The sequence below is a fragment of the Streptomyces sp. NPDC002701 genome (assembly GCF_042889045.1).
Taxonomy (GTDB): domain Bacteria; phylum Actinomycetota; class Actinomycetes; order Streptomycetales; family Streptomycetaceae; genus Streptomyces.
In genome coordinates this window covers 124,572-140,756 of sequence record NZ_JBIAQL010000013.1, presented here as the reverse complement: position 1 = coordinate 140,756, position 16,185 = coordinate 124,572, and the positions used below count along the sequence as shown (strand labels likewise).

The 16,185-nt window shown below is 71.7% G+C and carries 17 protein-coding genes; 6 read left to right on the top strand and 11 right to left on the bottom strand.

Annotated elements, in window-relative coordinates; translation table 11 throughout:
- Window positions 1-61: 61 nt before the first annotated feature.
- From ACFYXC_RS28815 to ACFYXC_RS28800, 4 genes are all read right to left on the bottom strand, one after another.
- Window positions 62-949: a peptidoglycan-binding protein gene (locus ACFYXC_RS28815; protein WP_389554780.1), complete on the bottom strand. Its 888-nt coding sequence runs from the start codon at window positions 947-949 to the stop codon at window positions 62-64.
- 351 nt (window positions 950-1,300) lie between these two features.
- The gene (locus tag ACFYXC_RS28810) at window positions 1,301-2,062 is read right to left on the bottom strand and encodes a DUF3710 domain-containing protein (RefSeq protein WP_388908255.1); all 762 of its coding nucleotides are present in this window, start codon (window positions 2,060-2,062) and stop codon (window positions 1,301-1,303) included.
- Between the two features lies 1 nt (window position 2,063).
- The gene (gene dut / locus ACFYXC_RS28805) at window positions 2,064-2,585 is read right to left on the bottom strand and encodes a dUTP diphosphatase (protein WP_389554778.1); all 522 of its coding nucleotides are present in this window, start codon (window positions 2,583-2,585) and stop codon (window positions 2,064-2,066) included.
- Window positions 2,582-3,166, bottom strand: a complete 585-nt coding sequence (locus tag ACFYXC_RS28800; protein ID WP_389554776.1) for a PaaI family thioesterase — start codon at window positions 3,164-3,166, stop codon at window positions 2,582-2,584. Before ACFYXC_RS28800 ends, dut begins: the two co-directional genes overlap by 4 nt.
- A gap of 58 nt (window positions 3,167-3,224) precedes the next feature.
- Here ACFYXC_RS28800 and ACFYXC_RS28795 point away from each other — a divergent pair, with 58 nt between their 5' ends.
- Window positions 3,225-3,686 carry a DUF3093 domain-containing protein gene (locus tag ACFYXC_RS28795; protein ID WP_389554774.1) on the top strand — a complete coding sequence of 154 codons (462 nt, stop codon included), beginning with the start codon at window positions 3,225-3,227 and terminating at the stop codon, window positions 3,684-3,686.
- Window positions 3,687-3,726: 40 nt separating this feature from the next.
- On the opposite strand, the gene ACFYXC_RS28790 is transcribed toward ACFYXC_RS28795, so the two are convergent.
- The 4 genes from ACFYXC_RS28790 to ACFYXC_RS28775 form a co-directional block, all read right to left on the bottom strand.
- Window positions 3,727-4,623: a hypothetical protein gene (locus tag ACFYXC_RS28790; protein ID WP_388908263.1), complete on the bottom strand. Its 897-nt coding sequence runs from the start codon at window positions 4,621-4,623 to the stop codon at window positions 3,727-3,729.
- Window positions 4,624-4,636: 13 nt separating this feature from the next.
- Window positions 4,637-4,933 carry a DUF4193 domain-containing protein gene (locus ACFYXC_RS28785; RefSeq protein WP_005481602.1) on the bottom strand — a complete coding sequence of 99 codons (297 nt, stop codon included), beginning with the start codon at window positions 4,931-4,933 and terminating at the stop codon, window positions 4,637-4,639.
- 391 nt (window positions 4,934-5,324) lie between these two features.
- Window positions 5,325-6,566 carry a sensor histidine kinase gene (locus ACFYXC_RS28780; RefSeq protein ID WP_388908265.1) on the bottom strand — a complete coding sequence of 414 codons (1,242 nt, stop codon included), beginning with the start codon at window positions 6,564-6,566 and terminating at the stop codon, window positions 5,325-5,327.
- Between the two features lie 6 nt (window positions 6,567-6,572).
- Entirely contained in the window at window positions 6,573-7,226 is a 654-nt protein-coding gene (locus ACFYXC_RS28775) for a response regulator transcription factor (protein WP_055615445.1), read from the bottom strand.
- 424 nt (window positions 7,227-7,650) lie between these two features.
- On the opposite strand from ACFYXC_RS28775, the gene ACFYXC_RS28770 reads away from it, so the two are divergent.
- Window positions 7,651-7,824: a hypothetical protein gene (locus tag ACFYXC_RS28770; RefSeq protein WP_169800091.1), complete on the top strand. Its 174-nt coding sequence runs from the start codon at window positions 7,651-7,653 to the stop codon at window positions 7,822-7,824.
- A gap of 143 nt (window positions 7,825-7,967) precedes the next feature.
- Here ACFYXC_RS28770 and ACFYXC_RS28765 read toward each other — a convergent pair whose 3' ends face one another.
- Entirely contained in the window at window positions 7,968-8,792 is an 825-nt protein-coding gene (locus ACFYXC_RS28765) for an inositol monophosphatase family protein (RefSeq protein ID WP_389554771.1), read from the bottom strand.
- Window positions 8,789-9,916 (bottom strand): ferrochelatase, encoded by a 1,128-nt coding sequence (locus ACFYXC_RS28760; protein ID WP_388908273.1) that lies wholly within the window; start codon window positions 9,914-9,916, stop codon window positions 8,789-8,791. Before ACFYXC_RS28760 ends, ACFYXC_RS28765 begins: the two co-directional genes overlap by 4 nt.
- A 194-nt stretch (window positions 9,917-10,110) precedes the next feature.
- Between ACFYXC_RS28760 and ACFYXC_RS28755 the strand changes: the two genes are divergently transcribed.
- The 3 genes from ACFYXC_RS28755 (at window position 10,111) to sepH (ending at window position 14,163) form a co-directional block, all read left to right on the top strand.
- Complete coding sequence (locus tag ACFYXC_RS28755; protein WP_388908275.1) at window positions 10,111-11,349, top strand: MFS transporter; 1,239 nt, start codon at window positions 10,111-10,113, stop codon at window positions 11,347-11,349.
- Window positions 11,309-12,628: a D-arabinono-1,4-lactone oxidase gene (locus ACFYXC_RS28750; protein ID WP_389554769.1), complete on the top strand. Its 1,320-nt coding sequence runs from the start codon at window positions 11,309-11,311 to the stop codon at window positions 12,626-12,628. The genes ACFYXC_RS28755 and ACFYXC_RS28750 overlap by 41 nt, the downstream gene beginning before the upstream one ends.
- A gap of 449 nt (window positions 12,629-13,077) precedes the next feature.
- Window positions 13,078-14,163, top strand: coding sequence for a septation protein SepH (gene sepH, locus ACFYXC_RS28745; RefSeq protein WP_389554766.1), 1,086 nt, complete (start codon window positions 13,078-13,080; stop codon window positions 14,161-14,163).
- A 54-nt stretch (window positions 14,164-14,217) separates the two neighbouring features.
- Here sepH and ACFYXC_RS28740 read toward each other — a convergent pair whose 3' ends face one another.
- Window positions 14,218-15,045, bottom strand: coding sequence for a sulfurtransferase (locus ACFYXC_RS28740; RefSeq protein ID WP_389554764.1), 828 nt, complete (start codon window positions 15,043-15,045; stop codon window positions 14,218-14,220).
- Between the two features lie 328 nt (window positions 15,046-15,373).
- Between ACFYXC_RS28740 and ACFYXC_RS28735 the strand changes: the two genes are divergently transcribed.
- A complete protein-coding gene (locus ACFYXC_RS28735) occupies window positions 15,374-16,168 on the top strand; it encodes a VOC family protein (protein ID WP_389554762.1) in 795 nt (264 codons plus the stop codon).
- The last annotated feature ends 17 nt before the right edge of the window (window positions 16,169-16,185 follow it).

Here is a 16,185-nt window from a genome sequence, read left to right as displayed (position 1 = left end):
GCGGCCCCCGGAAGTCGTCCGGGCGCCGCGGGCGGTCTCTCTCGGTCCGGCGGCCGGACGGTCAGGCTTTGACCGTGAAGCCGTGCTCGCGGCCGAGTTTGCGGAGGGTGGTCTGGCCCGGGATGCCGTTCGCGTCGCCGCCGCTGTAGCCGTACCGCCGCTGGAGGGCCGCGTACGCCGCGACGGTCCTGGTACCGAAGGAGCCGTCGGCCCACTGCGAGGGCAGCAGCCCCTCGGCCACCAGCGCCTTCTCGACGACCAGCACATCCGCCTTGTGCGTCTTGCCGCCCTGGGGCAGGCCCGGGTCGCGGCGCGCGGCGGCGATCAGGTTGCTGAGGTCGACGACGGCCTTGGCCGGAGCGGTGCCGCCGGGCTTGCCCACGGGGGCCGCCTCGAAAAGGGCGGACCTGTCGATGTCGCCCGGGTCCCAGTGGTCGTTGCCCGGGATGTTCGCGTGGCCGTAGTGGCCGCCCTTGCTCATCCACACCGCGCGGGGCCGGTTGGTCGCGTCGGCACCCGAGGTCGCGAGGCGCCCGGCCGGGAAGGTGTCCGGGATCTTCCAGGAACGGATCGCGGCCATCATGGCCCGGTAGTTCGGGCCGGGCTTCCAGGTCTTGGTGAACGGCTTGCCGGCCCGCCCGAGCACCTCGATCTGGATGCACACCTTGCCGACGCGGTTGCTCCTCGTCGACCCGTCGTTGCGCAGCGCGCGGGCGCTCTGGTTCAGCGGTCCGAACTGGCCGAGCCGGTCGGTCGTCGGGTCGTACAGCAGATGCGGCTCGGCGGCGACCCGGACCAGATGCGCCGCCACGGCCGTGAACGCGTCATCGCCCGTGCCGCTCTCCGTGGTGTGCCAGACGACGCGGCCGGGCACCGACGGATGATCCATCGCGCCTCCGATGCTCCCGTCCCCCAGCCGCTGGGCCTTCTCGATCCAGTTGGTGCTCATCCCGACTCTCCATGGTCTTTCTCGATCGGCAACTCGCGTGCTCGTCCCAGGAGTTGAAGTGAGGAGTTGCCGGCTTCCCCCGCCCTCACCATGCCCGGGGTGACGCAGCGTAGCCGCTACCGGGTTGCGCTTCCCGCTTTTCTTCACTCATTCGGCCCACGCTCCGGACGTCGAAAGACGTGAATGTCCAGACATGAGCGGGAAAGAAAAACCTTCCGGGACCGTCGTCACGCGGCACGCGGCCGACGCGGCCGACGCGCGGAAAACGCCGATGGGCCGCACTCCCCGAAGGGAATACGGCCCATCGCGCACCTGCGGGTACGCGGCTGCGTACGTGATCGTGCGGTGCGCTCAGCGAACCTCGGTGGTCTCCGGTCCGCGCTGCAACTGCCCCATGCCGCCGGAGAAGCGGGACCCGGCCTGCTCCTCCTGCTGCACACCCTCAGCGACCATCTGCGCGTCGTCCGGCAGCTTCAGGACGATCGGGTCGCGCGGGGCCATCGGACCCTCGCCGCGGACCACCACGGTGTCCCGGAAGATCTGCTCCAGCAGACCGGCGGCCTGGGGCTGCACCGCGCCCTGTCCGGAGATCACCCCGCGCAGGAACCAGCGGGGGCCGTCCACACCGATGAACCGGACGACCTGGAAGCCGCCCGTCCCGTCCGGCAGCTGCACCGGTACTTGGGCGCGCAGCTCCCAGCCCAGCGGGCCCTCGACCTCGTCGATGACACCGCCCTGCTGCGTGATGCCGGTGGCGATCTCCTCGCGGACCTCGCCCCAGATGCCCTCGCGCTTGGGAGCGGCGAACGCCTGCAGCTGGACGGCGCTGTCCTTCAGCACCACGGTGGCCGCGACGATCGCGTCGCCCGCGACCTCCACCCGGAGCTCCATGCCGTCGACCCCGGGCACGAAGAGGCCGCCCAGGTCGACCCGGCCCTCGGCCGGATCGCGCACCTCGGTGCTGTCCCAGGGACCGTCGGGGCGCGGCTCCGGCTCGAGCCTCACGCGCTCGCGCTCCGCCTCGTCCGCCTCAGTGTCGACACCGTCGACGACCTGCTCGGCCTCGCCCGCCGCGTCCTCGGCGGCACTGCCCTTCTTGCGACGTCCGAACACGTCACTGTCCTTCCCGGTCGGATACGACCGAAGCGTATCGATTCCCACCCGCTGTGCCGCCCACCGCGGCATGGCCGCCGGTGGACCCGAAGCCCCCTGCGGCCCGCGCCGAGTCGGGAAGTTCCGCGACCTCCTGGAAGCGCACCTTCTCGACCTGCTGGACGACCAGTTGGGCAATCCGGTCGAAGCGCTCGAACCGCACGGACTCGCGCGGGTCGAGATTCACCACGATCACCTTGATCTCCCCACGGTACCCGGCATCAACCGTCCCCGGGGCATTCACCAGAGCGACACCGCAACGGGCGGCCAGCCCGGAACGCGGGTGCACGAAGGCCGCGTACCCCTCGGGAAGCGCGATGCACACCCCGGTGGGGAGCACCGCCCGTTCACCGGGCTCCAGGACACGGCTCTCGGTGGTCCGCAGATCCGCGCCGGCGTCGCCGGGATGCGCGTACTGCGGAAGCGGTACCTCCGGATCGACGCGCTTGATGAGCACGCCGACGGGGGCCTGGGCGGAGGTCACGGGTTCACCTCGAAGGCGCGGGCCCGGCGGACGGTGTCGGGGTCGTCCATGGCGGCCCGGATCTCCTCCGGGCGGCCGTTGTCGACGAAGTGGTCGACCTTCACCTCGATGAACAGGGCGTCGGCACGGACGGCGACGGGCCCCTCGGGGCCGCCGGTACGTCCGGTGGCGGTGGAGTAGATCTTGCGTCCCGCCACCGCCGTGACCTCGGCCTCCAGGTACAGCACGGTGCCCACGGGCACGGGCCGTACGAAGTCGGTCTCGAGCCGGCCGGTCACCGCGATGGTGCGCAGCAGCCAGTTCAGCGAGCCGAGGGTCTCGTCGAGGGCGCTGGCGAGGATTCCGCCGTGCGCCAGGCCGGGAGCGCCCTGGTGCGCGGGCTGCACGGTGAACTCGGCGGTGATCCGCACCCCTTCGCCCGCCCGGGCCTCCATGTGCAGTCCGTGCGGCTGTCCGCCGCCGCAGCCGAAACACTGGTCGTAGTGCGCGCCGAGCAGCTCGCCGGGGGCGGGGGCGTCGGGATGGCGGACCGGCGCCACGGCGTCGGCCGGGGGCCGCAGGGCCGAAGATGTACCACTCACAGGCGCAGACCTTACCTCCGTGCCGGCGGACGGCACGCACCGTGGCAGGCTTGGCGGTATGCAGCCCTCCGCCACACCGTACGAAGAACGCCTCACGACGCCCCGCTCCTGGTGGTTCGTCTGCCTGCTGGTGGGCGTCTCGATGGCTCTGATCCTGCTCCCGTTCGGCACGCTGCCCCTCCTGGGCGGCCTGGTCGGCGGTACGGCGGTCGCGGCCGTGGTGGCCAGCTCCTACGGATCCGCGCGGATCCGTGTGGTGGGCGGTTCCCTCGTCGCGGGCGACGCCCGGATCCCGGTGTCCGCCCTGGGCGAGGCGCACGTCCTCGACCCGGAGGAGGCCCGCGCCTGGCGCTCGTACAAGGCGGACGGGCGCGCCTACATGCTGCTGCGCGCCTACGTCCCGACCGCCCTGCGCGTGGACGTCACCGACCCCGAAGACCCGACTCCGTACGTCTATCTGTCCACGCGCGACCCGGAGCGGCTGGCGGCGGCTCTGGACGCGGCGCGCGCGGCCGCGTAGCCGCGGCGGCGCCTCCCGGACCCGGACGGCCGCCCGGAGGTCAGCGCTCCAGCTCTCCGGGGATGTCGCCCATGCTCAGCGGATCGGCCGGTTTCTCCAGGGGCGGCAGCGCGGGGAGCGCGTCCCAGGGCACCTGCATCTTGCGCAGGTCCCGGCGGACCCGGTCCGCGAGCTTTCTCGTGTCCCGGCGGTTCATGAACGCCCCGACGGCGGCGCCGACCATGAACGGCATCAGGTTCGGCAGGTTCCGGACCGTGCGTTTCATGATCTGCTGGCGCAGCTCGCGCTTCATGTGGCCCCCGAGGGCCGCGTTGAGCGTCGACGGCTTGGTCACGTCGATGCCGCGCTCCTCCGACCACGAACCCAGATACGTGGTGGTGCGCTCTTTCAGGTTGCCCGGCGGCCGCAGTCCGTAGACCTCGTACAGCTCGGCGATCAGCTTCAGCTCTATGGCGGCGACGCCGGTGATCTCGGCGGCCAGCTCCGCGGGCATCGCGGGAGGTACGGGCATCATCGCGGCGGCACCGACGCCCGCTCCCACGGTGGACGTGGCGTTGCAGGCGCCCGCGACGAGCTTGTCCGCGAGCTGCTCGGGGCCGAGGCCCGGGAACTGCTTGCGGAGTGCGGCGAGGTCGCGCACGGGGATCCGCGGGGCGTTCTCGATGATGCGGTCGGTGAGGTACGCCAGGGCGGCCCTGGCGCGGCTGCCGCCCTTACGGACGCCTTCCGCGACCCCGTGTCCCACGGCGGCCGCCCGGCGTCTGGCGACAGGCGCCTTCGGGACCGGCACCTCCAGGGCACCGGAGGCGCCTGTCGCGTCCGTCGGTTCGAGCGAGGCCGGGCGGCCCCGCTCGTCTTCGTGCGTGCCGTCCTGAGACGGACCGGCCGCTCCCCGGTCATGGGAGCGGCGCTTCCAGGGCGGGGTCGAGCCTGTCACGGCCGACCCTGCCTCAGTCGCAGTCGCGGCAGATCGGCTGGCCGTTCTTCTCCCTGGCCAGCTGGCTGCGGTGGTGGACCAGGAAGCAGCTCATGCAGGTGAACTCGTCCTGCTGCTTCGGCAGGACCCGGACGGCCAGCTCCTCGTTCGAAAGGTCCGCTCCGGGCAGTTCCAGGCCCTCGGCGGCCTCGAACTCGTCCACGTCGACCGCCGAAGTCGACTTGTCGTTCCGGCGAGCCTTCAGTTCTTCAAGGCTGTCCGAGTCGACGTCGTCGTCGGTCTTGCGTGGGGTGTCGTAATCCGTTGCCATGTCGCTCTCCCCCTCTGGGTGTCTGCGGTGTCTCAGCGCAGGTAACGCGTGAGAGGCCGGACTTGTGCCCGACCTGAGGCGGAGATTTTGCCTCACATCAAGGTCTGTTACTCAATCGACACCCAACCGGACCCCTCAGGAGTGATCGGCTTGGATGGCGAACGGGACCGTACACGGTTCGAATGCCGCACTACAAAGGCGTCTCACCGTGTACTTCCCGTGATCCGGACCTGTGAAAACCCGGATTTTCCCGGCTTTCGACAGGCTTGTCGATCACGGAGAGTAGATGGCCGGAAATTCGGCCTTGTGATCGATCACACACGAGCGTGCCTTTTATCTGCCCAGAAAATTCCGCGCAAAGCGAACATCCTCGCGTGTCGGCGACATGCTCTCAGATAGGCAGGGCAACTCGCATCACCAGGCCACCCCCCTCGCGCGGTTCCGCGACGATGTGACCGCCGTGGGCGCGGGCCACTGACCTGGCGATGGACAGGCCGAGGCCCACTCCCTTGTCGCTCCCCGTCCGCTCGGTACGCAGCCGCCGGAAAGGCTCGAAAAGATTGTCGATCTCGTACGCGGGAACCACCGGCCCGGTGTTGGACACCGTGAGGACCGCCTGGCCGTGCCGTACCGCCGTCACGACCTCCACCCAGCCCTCGTCCGGCACGTTGTACCGCACGGCGTTCTGGACGAGGTTCAGGGCGATCCGCTCCAGGAGGACCCCGTTGCCCTGGACGACCGCCGCGGCCCGCTCCCCGCGGATCTCCACGCCCTTCGCGTCCGCCTCGCCGCGCACCTGGTCTATGGCCTGCGAGGCGACCTCGGCGAGGTCGACCGGCTTGCGCTCCACGATCTGGTTGTCGCTGCGGGCGAGCAGCAGCAGGCCCTCCACGAGCTGCTCGCTGCGTTCGTTGGTGGCGAGCAGGGTCTTGCCCAGCTGCTGCAGCTCCATCGGGGCGCCCGGGTCCGACAGGTGCACCTCCAGGAGGGTGCGGTTGATCGCGAGGGGCGTCCGCAGCTCGTGCGAGGCGTTCCCGACGAACCGCTGCTGGGCCGTGAAGGCCCGCTGCAGCCGCTCCAGCATGTCGTCGAAGGTGTCGGCCAGCTCCTTGAGCTCGTCGTCCGGGCCGTCCAGCTCGATCCGCCGGGACAGGTCCGACCCCGCCACCGCGCGCGCGGTGCGGGTGATGCGGCCGAGCGGCGACAGGACCCGGCCGGCCATCGCGTACCCGAAGGCGAACGCGATCACGGCGAGGCCGAGCAGCGCCATCAGCGAACGGCTGAGCAGCCCGTCCAGGGCGTGCTGGCGCTGGGCGGCGGTGCACTCCTTGAGCATCGCGTTCAGCTCTTCGTTGCTGCCGGCGCTGGTCAGCTGGGGACAGGTGTCACTGGTGAGCTGGAGGTTGCTGCCGGTCACCTTGAAGGCGACTCCGCTGACCTCGTGGAGAGCCTGGGCCGCGAGCAGGTAGATGATCGACAGCAGCAGGATGCCGGCGATCAGGAACATCCCGCCGTACAGCAGCGTGAGCCGTATCCGGATGGTCGGGCGCAGCCATGGGAACGGCGGCTCCGGCTTCCGCGGGTCCCAGGTGGGTTTCGGCGGTGCCTTGGGCGGAGCGGGTGTCGTGGTCATCGCGGATCAGATCCGGTACCCGGAGCCGGGCACGGTCACGATGACCGGCGGCTCGCCGAGCTTGCGGCGCAGGGTCATCACCGTGACGCGCACGACGTTGGTGAACGGGTCGGTGTTCTCGTCCCACGCCTTCTCCAGGAGCTGCTCGGCGGAGACCACCGCGCCCTCGCTGCGCAGCAGCACCTCCAGGACGGCGAACTCCTTGGGCGCGAGCTGGACCTCCTTGCCGTCGCGGAAGACCTCGCGGCGGTTGGGGTCGAGCTTGATCCCGGCGCGCTCCAGGACGGGCGGCAGGGGCATGCTCGTCCGCCGGCCGAGGGCACGCACGCGTGCCGTCAGCTCACTGAACGCGAAGGGCTTGGGCAGGTAGTCGTCGGCGCCGATCTCCAGACCCTCGACGCGGTCGCTGACGTCACCGGACGCCGTCAGCATCAGCACACGGGTGGGCATGCCGAGCTCCACGATCTTGCGGCAGACGTCGTCGCCGTGCACCAGCGGAAGGTCGCGGTCCAGGACGACCACGTCGTAGTCGTTGACGCCGATGCGCTCCAGGGCGGCCGCGCCGTCGTACACGACGTCGACGGCCATGGCCTCCCGGCGCAGTCCGGTGGCCACCGCATCGGCGAGCAGCTGCTCGTCCTCGACGACGAGTACGCGCACGTCGCTTGTCCTTCCTCTGTCCACCCGCGTAGCTGCTTCTGGGCACACGCGAGCGGGGGTCTGATGGGCTGTTCCCGCCCGGGCACAGCCGGGAGCAGGGAGGGTGAGACTCCATCCTGCCCTTTTCGGCCATAAGTCGGCTGTAAGGCGGGTGGGAGGGCCGGGAATGCCAGATTTTCTCGTGCGGTTGAGGTTTCCGCGGAAGAGAGCCGGGGGAGGACGGCTTTACACCCCGCGATCACGCTCTGCTTGTGCCGCACCACCTTGCGGTACGGCATGCTCCGCTTCCCGCAGGGCGGGCGTGGGTGTCCGGCACTGATGCCGCCCGGCCGGGCAGCGCCGGGCACCTGGAGACGTGATCGCCCCTTCCGAGCGGCACACCCCCGTGCCACCGACCCACGACCCAGGACGAAGGGGGCGCAGCATGGACGCATTCACGGCAGGACTTCTGCAACGCATAAGGACGACCGAGTCCGACCTGACGATGGCTCGCGAGACCGGCGACGACTTCCTCGCCGAGGTCGAGCAGGCCGAACTCGACGACCTGCACCGCCTCGCCGCGGAGCACGGCGTACAGGTAGGCGCGTCACACGTCTGACCCAGTTTTCGTACGAGAGCGGGGCCCCGGGATCCAGCCCGGGGCCCCGCTCCGTCTTCCGGGGCCGCGGATACCGGCCGAGCAGCACCGGCCGTGTGCCGACAGTCGTACGCGGTCCGCCGTGCGCCGTCAGTCGTACGCCGTCAGTCGTGCCAGGCGCCGAGTTCGTCGAGGCGGGCCTGGAGGGGTTCGAAGAGGCCGGGCGGGGCCGCGACCGTCAGGTCGGGCGACAGGGGCTCCCCGGGGCGTCCGCCGGTCAGCGCGCCCGCCTCCCTGGCGACCAGGTCACCGGCGGCGTAGTCCCAGGGGTTCAGCCCGCGCTCGTAGTACGCGTCCAGCCGGCCGGTCGCCACGTCGCACAGGTCGATCGCGGCCGAGCCGCCGCGGCGGATGTCCCGGACCTGGGAGATCAGCTGACCCACCACCTCGGCCTGCCGGGTCCTGCGGTCCGCGAGGTAGCCGAAGCCGGTGCCGACGAGGGCCAGCGCGAGGTCGGGGGCGGGCCGCACGCGCGCGGGGCGGTCGTTCACGTACGCCCCGCCGCCGAGGACGGCCCGGTAGGTCTCCCCGCGCATCGGGGCGTGCACGACGCCGACGAGGGTCTCGCCGTCCTTGCGGGCCGCGATGGACACCGCCCAGCTGGGCAGTCCGTACAGATAGTTGACCGTCCCGTCGATCGGGTCGATCACCCACTGGACGCCGCTGCTGCCCTCGATGTCGGCGCCCTCCTCGCCGAGCACGCCGTCGTCCGGCCTGACCTCGGCCAGCAGTCCGGTGATCAGCTTCTCGGAGGCGATGTCCATCTCGGTGACGACGTCGACCGCGCTGGACTTGGTCGCCGCGACGCCCAGGTCGTCGGGGCGGCCGTCCCGCAGGAAGGCGCCCGCCCGGTGGGCCGCGTCGAGCGCGATCTCCAGCAGCTCGGCCTTCAGCTCGTCGTTCGCTGTGGCGGTCACGGGGCTCCTCATGCGTACGGGCTGTCGGCGCCCGCGGCGGCGGGCTTGGGGGCGCGGGCCGGGCAGCAGCCCGCGGGACAGACATGGTGGCTGGGGCCCAGGGCGCCGAGGACACAGGGCGAGACGTCCTTGCCGTTCTCGGTGGCGGCCCGTTCCAGGACGAGGTCGCGGATCGCGGCCGCGAACCGCGGGTCGGCGCCCACGGTGGCGGAGCGGCGCACCGGCAGCCCCAGTTCCCCGGCCTTCGCGGCGGCCTCCGTGTCGAGGTCGTACAGGACCTCCATGTGGTCCGAGACGAAGCCGATGGGCGCCATGACGACGGCCGGGACGCCGGCCCGGTGCCGCTCCTCCAGGTGGTCGCAGATGTCCGGCTCGAGCCACGGGATGTGCGGCGCCCCGGAGCGCGACTGGTAGACGAGCTGCCAGGGGTGGTCGGTCCCGGTCCGCTCGCGCACCGCGTCGGCGACGACCCGGGCGACGTCCAGGTGCTGCTTCACGTAGGCCCCGCCGTCGCCGTGGGCCTCGACGGGCCCGGAGGTGTCCGCCGAGGCGTCCGGGATCGAGTGCGTCGTGAAGGCGAGGTGCGCGCCCGCGCGGACGTCCTCGGGCAGCTCGGCGAGGGACGCGCAGATGCCCTCGACCATCGGCCCGACGAAGCCCGGGTGGTTGAAGTAGTGCCGCAGCTTGTCGATCCGCGGCAGCTCCAGGCCCTCGCCCTCCAGGGTCGCCAGGGCCCCGGCCAGATCCTCGCGGTACTGCCGGCAGCCCGAGTACGAGGCGTACGCGCTGGTGGCGAGGACCAGGACGCGGCGGCGGCCGTCGGCGACCATCTCGCGCAGGGTGTCGGTCAGGTACGGGCTCCAGTTCCGGTTGCCCCAGTACACGGGCAGGTCCAGGCCGTGCTCCGCGAAGTCCTTGCGCAGGGCGTCCAGCAGGGCGCGGTTCTGGTCGTTGATCGGGCTGACCCCGCCGAACAGGAAGTAGTGCTGCCCCACTTCCTTGAGGCGTTCCTTGGGGATGCCCCGGCCGCGCGTCACGTTCTCCAGGAACGGGACCACGTCGTCGGGGCCCTCGGGGCCGCCGAACGAGAGCAGGAGCAGGGCGTCGTAGGGAGTGGCATCGAGCGCGTCTCGCATGCCTCGATCCTGCCACCCGCCTCCGACAACCGGGCACCGGCGGGGGCCGCACGGCCGGGGGGCCACTGTGGGACGGCGGGTGGACGGCGAGGTGAACGTTCTGTGCGGTGGGACGCGCGTCCGTGTGGGGGCCACCCGGCTCGTAAGCTGTATCGGTCAGCTTCACGCCTTACCGGACCTCAGCGGAGACCCCCGTGCCCAGCCCCTACCGCGCCCTGTTCGCCGCACCCGGCTCCAAGGGCTTCACCACCGCGGGCCTGCTCGGCCGGATGCCCCTGTCCATGATGGGCATCGGCGTGGTCACGATGATCTCCCAGGTCACCGGGCGGTACGGGCTGGCGGGGGCCCTCTCGGCGACCATCGCGCTCTCCGCCGCGGTGCTCGGACCCCAGATCTCCCGGCTGGTGGACCGGTACGGGCAGCGGCGGGTGCTGCGGCCCGCCACGCTGTCCGCGCTCACCGCGTCCGCGGGTCTGCTGCTGACCGTCCACTTCGGCGGGCCGGACTGGGTGCTGTTCCTCTGCTCGGCCGGCATCGGCTGCGTCCCGAGCGTCGGTGCGATGACCCGGGCGCGCTGGGCGCTCATCTACCGGGACAGGCCCGAACTGCACACCGCGTACGCCTTCGAGTCCGTGGTCGACGAGATCTGCTTCATCTTCGGGCCGATCATCTCCATCGGTCTGTCCACCGTGTGGTTCCCCGAGGCCGGACCGCTGCTCGCGTCGTGCTTCCTGGCGGCCGGTGTCTTCTGGCTGACGTCCCAGCGCGCCACCGAGCCGCCTCCGCATCCCCGCGAGCACCACACGGGGGGTTCGGCGCTGCGCTCGGCCGGACTGCAGGTGCTGGTGGCCACGTTCGTGGCGACCGGTGCGATCTTCGGCGCCGTCGACGTGGTCACCGTGGCCTTCGCCGAGGAGGAGGGCCACAAGGGGGCCGCGAGCATCGTCCTGGCCGTCTACGCGGCGGGCTCCTGCGCGGCGGGGGCCGTCTTCGGGCTGCTGCGCTTCACGGGGGCGCCCGCCCGCCGGTGGGCACTGGGCATCTGTGCCATGGCCGTGAGTATGATCCCCCTGCTACTGGTCGGAAACCTGCCGTTTCTGGCCGTGGCGCTGTTCGTTGCGGGCCTGTCCATCGCGCCGACGATGATCACGACAATGGCCCTCGTCGAACTGCACGTACCACGCGCGAAACTGACCGAGGGCATGACGTGGGTGAGCACGGGACTCGCGGTCGGGGTCGCGCTCGGTTCCTCCCTGTCCGGCTGGGTCATCGACGCGGCCGGTGCGCGGGCCGGGTACGGGGTTCCGGTCGCGGCCGGGGCCGTCGCGGTCGCGGTCTGTTTCCTCGGGTATCGCCGGCTCAGCGGGCCGGTGCCGCAGCGGGGAGGAACCCATGCACAGCACAGTGAGCGGGAAGAGCGGCACCTGGCGTAACTGGGCGGGGAACGTCACCGCCCGCCCGGCCCGGCAGGTCGCTCCGGCCTCCGTCGAGGAACTCTCCGCCACCGTGCGCAAGGCCGCGGAGGACGGGCTCAGGGTCAAGGCCGTCGGGACGGGTCACTCCTTCACGGCGGCCGCGGCGACCGACGGCGTGCTGATCCGCCCCCACCTGCTGACCGGCATCCGCAGGATCGACCGCGAGGGCGGCACCGTCACGGTCGAGGCCGGCACGCCGCTCAAGCGCCTCAACCTGGCGCTGGCCCGGGAGGGACTGTCGCTCACGAACATGGGCGACATCATGGAGCAGACGGTGTCGGGCGCGACCAGCACCGGCACGCACGGCACCGGCCGCGACTCCGCCTCGATCGCCGCCCAGATCAAGGGCCTCGAGATGGTGACCGCCGACGGCTCGGTCCTCTCGTGCTCCGCGAAGGAGAACCCGGAGGTCTTCGCGGCGGCCCGCGTCGGGATGGGTGCCCTGGGGGTCATCTCCGCGATCACCTTCGCCGTGGAGCCGATGTTCCTCCTCAGCGCGCGCGAGGAGCCGATGACCTTCGACGAGGTGACGGGCTCCTTCGACGAACTGTTCGCGGAGAACGAGCACTTCGAGTTCTACTGGTTCCCCCACACCGGCAACTGCAACACCAAGCGCAACAACCGCAGCGCGGGCCCGGAGCGGCCGGTCGGCACCGTCCGTGGCCTCTACGAGGACGAGTTCCTCTCCAACGGCGTCTTCCAGGCGGTCAATTACGTGGGCCGGGCCCTCCCCGCCTCCATCCCCTCGATAGCCCGGCTGTCCAGCCGCGCGCTGTCCGCCCGCACCTACACCGACATTCCCTACAAGGTCTTCACTTCTCCCCGCCGGGTGCGCTTCACGGAGATGGAATACGCCGTTCCGCGTGCCGCCCTCGTCGGGACACTGCGCGAACTGAAGGCCATGATCGACCGTTCGCCACTGCGCATCAGCTTCCCGGTGGAGGTGCGCACGGCCCCAGAGGACGACATCACCCTCTCCACCGCGTCCGGACGGGACAGCGCGTACATCGCGGTCCACATGTTCCGCGGGACGCCGTACCAGGCGTACTTCAGCGCCGCCGAGCGGATCTTCACCGCGCACGGGGGACGGCCCCACTGGGGCAAGGTCCACACCCGCGACGCCGAGTACCTCGCCGGTGTCTATCCGCGCTTCGGCGAGTTCACCCGACTGCGCGACCGGCTCGACCCCGAACGGCGCTTCGGCAACGACTACTTGCGGCGGGTCCTCGGCGAGTAGCCCGTTCACCTCGACCGATTGCCCGAGCACAGGACGTACGGGCGAAGCGGTCCCCAGAACTCCGGCGATCATGTGAAGAACACGTCTCATCATGATCACGAAAGCGTCACCCCGGGTGCCCAACTCCCGCCCCCGGACAGAAGTTCGGTGGCGAGCCGATCCACGCGAGTGGCCCGAATGGAGTACTGTTGCGAGCCCTGGGTCCGGACACTCGCCAGGCCGTCCGGGGCCTTCCAGGACCGCCGGGAGGGGGCTCGTTGCACAGGGTGATGAGGTTCGTCACTTAGCGTTGCGAATAGGTAACCGTGCCATAACGGCAAGTTCGGGCCACCGTCCGACACGCCGGGCAACTCGGCAAGGTTGTGGCAGGCTGCACCCGGGCAGGCCACACTCGACTAGCGGAAGCAGCGACGCACGTGACGTCGGCAGGCACCACCCGGGAGGTCCCCATGCCCGAACTGCGTGTCGTGGCCGTCTCCAACGACGGCACACGGCTGGTGCTGAAGGCTGCGGACAGCACGGAGTACACGCTTCCGATCGACGAGCGTCTACGCGCCGCCGTACGCGGCGACCGTCCCCGCCTAGGCCAGATCGAGATCGAGGTGGAGAGCCATCTCCGCCCCCGAGACATCCAGGCACGTATACGCGCGGGAGCATCCGCCGAAGAGGTCGCCCAGCTCGCCGGCATCCCTGTCGACCGGGTGCGCCGCTTCGAAGGGCCCGTGCTCGCCGAGCGCGCCTTCATGGCCGAGCGGGCCCGCAAGACTCCCGTCCGCCGACCCGGCGAGACGACCGGCCCCCAGCTCGGCGAGGCGGTGCAGGAGCGCCTCCTGATGCGCGGCGCCGACAAGGAGACCGTCCAGTGGGACTCGTGGCGCCGCGACGACGGCACCTGGGAGGTCCTGCTGGTCTACCGGGTGGCGAGCGAACCGCACGCGGCGAGCTGGACGTACGACCCGCCCCGGCGGCTCGTACAGGCCGTCGACGAGGAGGCGCGCTCGCTGATCGGCGAGTCCGACGACCTCGCCGCGGCCGAGCCCAGCTTCCCGTTCGTGCCGCGCATCGCCCGGCTGCCGCGCGACCGTCCGCTGGACCGCGCGCTGGACCGGCAGATCGAGCGGCCCAGCCTGCCCCCGCCGCCGCCCGAGCCGGACCTGGAGGAGAGCGTCGGCGAGCGCGACTCGCTGACCAGCCTTCTGGAAGCGGTGCCCAGCTTCCGCGGTGACATGGTCGTGCCCGAGCGGCCCTCGGCCGCGCCCGCCGCCTCGACGGCCGCCGCGGCCACGGATCTCCCGGAGACGGAGGAACCGCCCGTCCCGGAGCCCGAGGTGGAGGAACCGCCGGCCCCGGCGGCCTCGGCCGGTTCCGCCTACGCGGACGTGCTCATGCCGCGCTCGGTGGCCAGCCACCGTGAGCGGCTCGTCGGTGCCACCGACCGGCAGGCCGAGGCGGACGGGGTTCGCCCGGGACGCAGAGCGGCCGTGCCGAGCTGGGACGAGATCGTGTTCGGGACACGCCGCAAGAAGCAGGACTAGGAAGTGGCGGGGGCTCGCACCACCTCGGTGCGAGCCCTTTCCGCTTTTCTGGCGTCACTGCGGGTCCGGGCCGGTCGCGACCGGGCGCCGGTCGTCCTGGGACCACTCCGACCAGGAGCCCACGTACAGCGCGGCGGGGATGCCCGCGACCGCCAGCGCAAGGACCTCGTGCGCACCGGAGACACCCGACCCGCAGTAGACGCCGACCTCGGTACCGCCGTCCGCGCCGAGCGCCTTGAAGCGGTCGGCGAGTTCACCGGCCGGCCGGAAGCGACCGGATTCGGCCACATTCCCGGTGGTCGGCGCCGAGACCGCGCCGGGGATGTGCCCGCCCACGCGGTCGATCGGCTCGACGTCGCCGCGGTAGCGCTCGGCGGCCCGGGCGTCGAGGAGCAGACCGGTGCGGGCCAGCGAGGCGGCGCCGTCGGCGTCCAGCACGGGGACCGCTCCGGGAGCCGGTACGAAGGTCCCGGCGGCCGGCGCCGGCACCCCGCTCTCGACCGGACCGCTCCAGGCCGCGAAGCCTCCGTCAAGCACACGCACCGACGGATGACCCGTCCAGCGCAACAGCCACCAGGCGCGCGCGGCGGCCCAGCCGAGCCCTCCGTCGTACACGACCACGTCACGGTCCCCGGACACACCGGCCGCGCGCATGGCCGCGCCGAAGACCTCCGGGTCGGGCAGCGGATGGCGGCCCGCCGCACCGGCGGGACCGGCGAGTTCGGTGTCCAGGTCCACGTAGAAGGCTCCCGGAACGTGCGCTTCCTCGTAGGCCCGGCGCAGGTTCGGGCCGCCCAGCTGCCAGCGGATGTCGAGCACGACCGGCGGGTTCGGCCCCGTCAGGTCGCTCGCGAGTCGGGGTGCGGAGATGATGACGTCCATGGCCACCATCCTCGCGTACGGGGTGGCTACATCGTCCAGGTCCGGCTACTGTGCCCGCCGGGCCGCCCCGACCACGCGGCGTGCGGGAACGGACACCCGCTGTACCGCCGAAGGACATGCGCGAGCCGTCGCCGGGAAACGGATGGGCGACGGGAATGCGGGCACCCTCCCGTCGTGGGCCACTCGGCCGGAGCGCGGCGGGCCCCCGGTGGTGCGACCATCGGCACCGGGGCCACCGGCACCGGGTGCCCCGGTCCGCGCCCGGCGGTACACCCGGATCGAGAGCGCGAGTGAAGCGGCCCCACGAGGCGCCGAGGAGAGGGTGACGATGACCGAGGCACGGGGGTCGGCCGGCCTGAACGGCACTGCGTACGCGCCCGGCACGCCCTGCTGGGTGAGTCTGATGGTGCACGGGATGGCCGCGACCCAGCAGTTCTACGGGGACCTGTTCGGGTGGAAGTTCCAGCCCGGTCCGCAGCAGCTGGGCGCCTATGTCCGGGCGCAGCTCGACGGACAGGAGGTGGCGGGCATCGGCCAGCTGCCACCGGACCGTCATCTGCCCGTCGCGTGGACGCCCTACCTCGCCTCGGACGACGTGGACCTGACCGCGCAGACGGTCCGGCACTGCGGCGGCACCGTCGGCGTCGGGCCCCTGGTCGCCGACGAGGCCGGCCGCCTGGCGATCGCCTCGGATCCCTCGGGTGCCGTGTTCGGCATCTGGCAGGCCGCGGCCCACCTCGGTGCGAGCATCACGGGGGTCCCCGGGACCCTCGCCTGGAACGAGCTGATCACGCGTGACTCCGCGGGCGTCGCCAGGTTCTACGAGAGGGTCTTCGGCTACCAGGAGGAACCCGTCGTCTCCGCCGACTTCGACTACCTCACCCTGCACGCCGCGGGGCGCCCGGTGGCCGGCATCCACGGCGTCGGCGCCGCGCTCCCCCGCGACCGCGGCGCCCACTGGATGACGTACTTCGAGGTCGCCGACGTGGACACGGCGGTGACCCACGTCGACGACCTCGGCGGTCATGTCCTCAAGCCGGCGCACGACAGCCCGCACGGCCGGGTCGCCACGGTGGCGGACCCGGAGGGCGCGGTGTTCTCGGTGGTCCGGACGAACCGCTGAACGCCCTCGGCCGGCCG

Coding starts and splice junctions, on each gene's coding strand:
- ACFYXC_RS28815 (WP_389554780.1), bottom strand. CDS start 949: ATGAGCACCAACTGGATCGAGAAGGCCCAGCGGCTGGGGGACGGGAGC.
- ACFYXC_RS28795 (WP_389554774.1), top strand. CDS start 3,225: ATGCAGCCCTCCGCCACACCGTACGAAGAACGCCTCACGACGCCCCGC.
- ACFYXC_RS28785 (WP_005481602.1), bottom strand. CDS start 4,933: ATGGCAACGGATTACGACACCCCACGCAAGACCGACGACGACGTCGAC.
- ACFYXC_RS28780 (WP_388908265.1), bottom strand. CDS start 6,566: ATGACCACGACACCCGCTCCGCCCAAGGCACCGCCGAAACCCACCTGG.
- ACFYXC_RS28770 (WP_169800091.1), top strand. CDS start 7,651: ATGGACGCATTCACGGCAGGACTTCTGCAACGCATAAGGACGACCGAG.
- ACFYXC_RS28765 (WP_389554771.1), bottom strand. CDS start 8,792: ATGAGGAGCCCCGTGACCGCCACAGCGAACGACGAGCTGAAGGCCGAG.
- ACFYXC_RS28760 (WP_388908273.1), bottom strand. CDS start 9,916: ATGCGAGACGCGCTCGATGCCACTCCCTACGACGCCCTGCTCCTGCTC.
- ACFYXC_RS28750 (WP_389554769.1), top strand. CDS start 11,309: ATGCACAGCACAGTGAGCGGGAAGAGCGGCACCTGGCGTAACTGGGCG.
- sepH (WP_389554766.1), top strand. CDS start 13,078: ATGCCCGAACTGCGTGTCGTGGCCGTCTCCAACGACGGCACACGGCTG.
- ACFYXC_RS28740 (WP_389554764.1), bottom strand. CDS start 15,045: ATGGACGTCATCATCTCCGCACCCCGACTCGCGAGCGACCTGACGGGG.
- ACFYXC_RS28735 (WP_389554762.1), top strand. CDS start 15,374: ATGACCGAGGCACGGGGGTCGGCCGGCCTGAACGGCACTGCGTACGCG.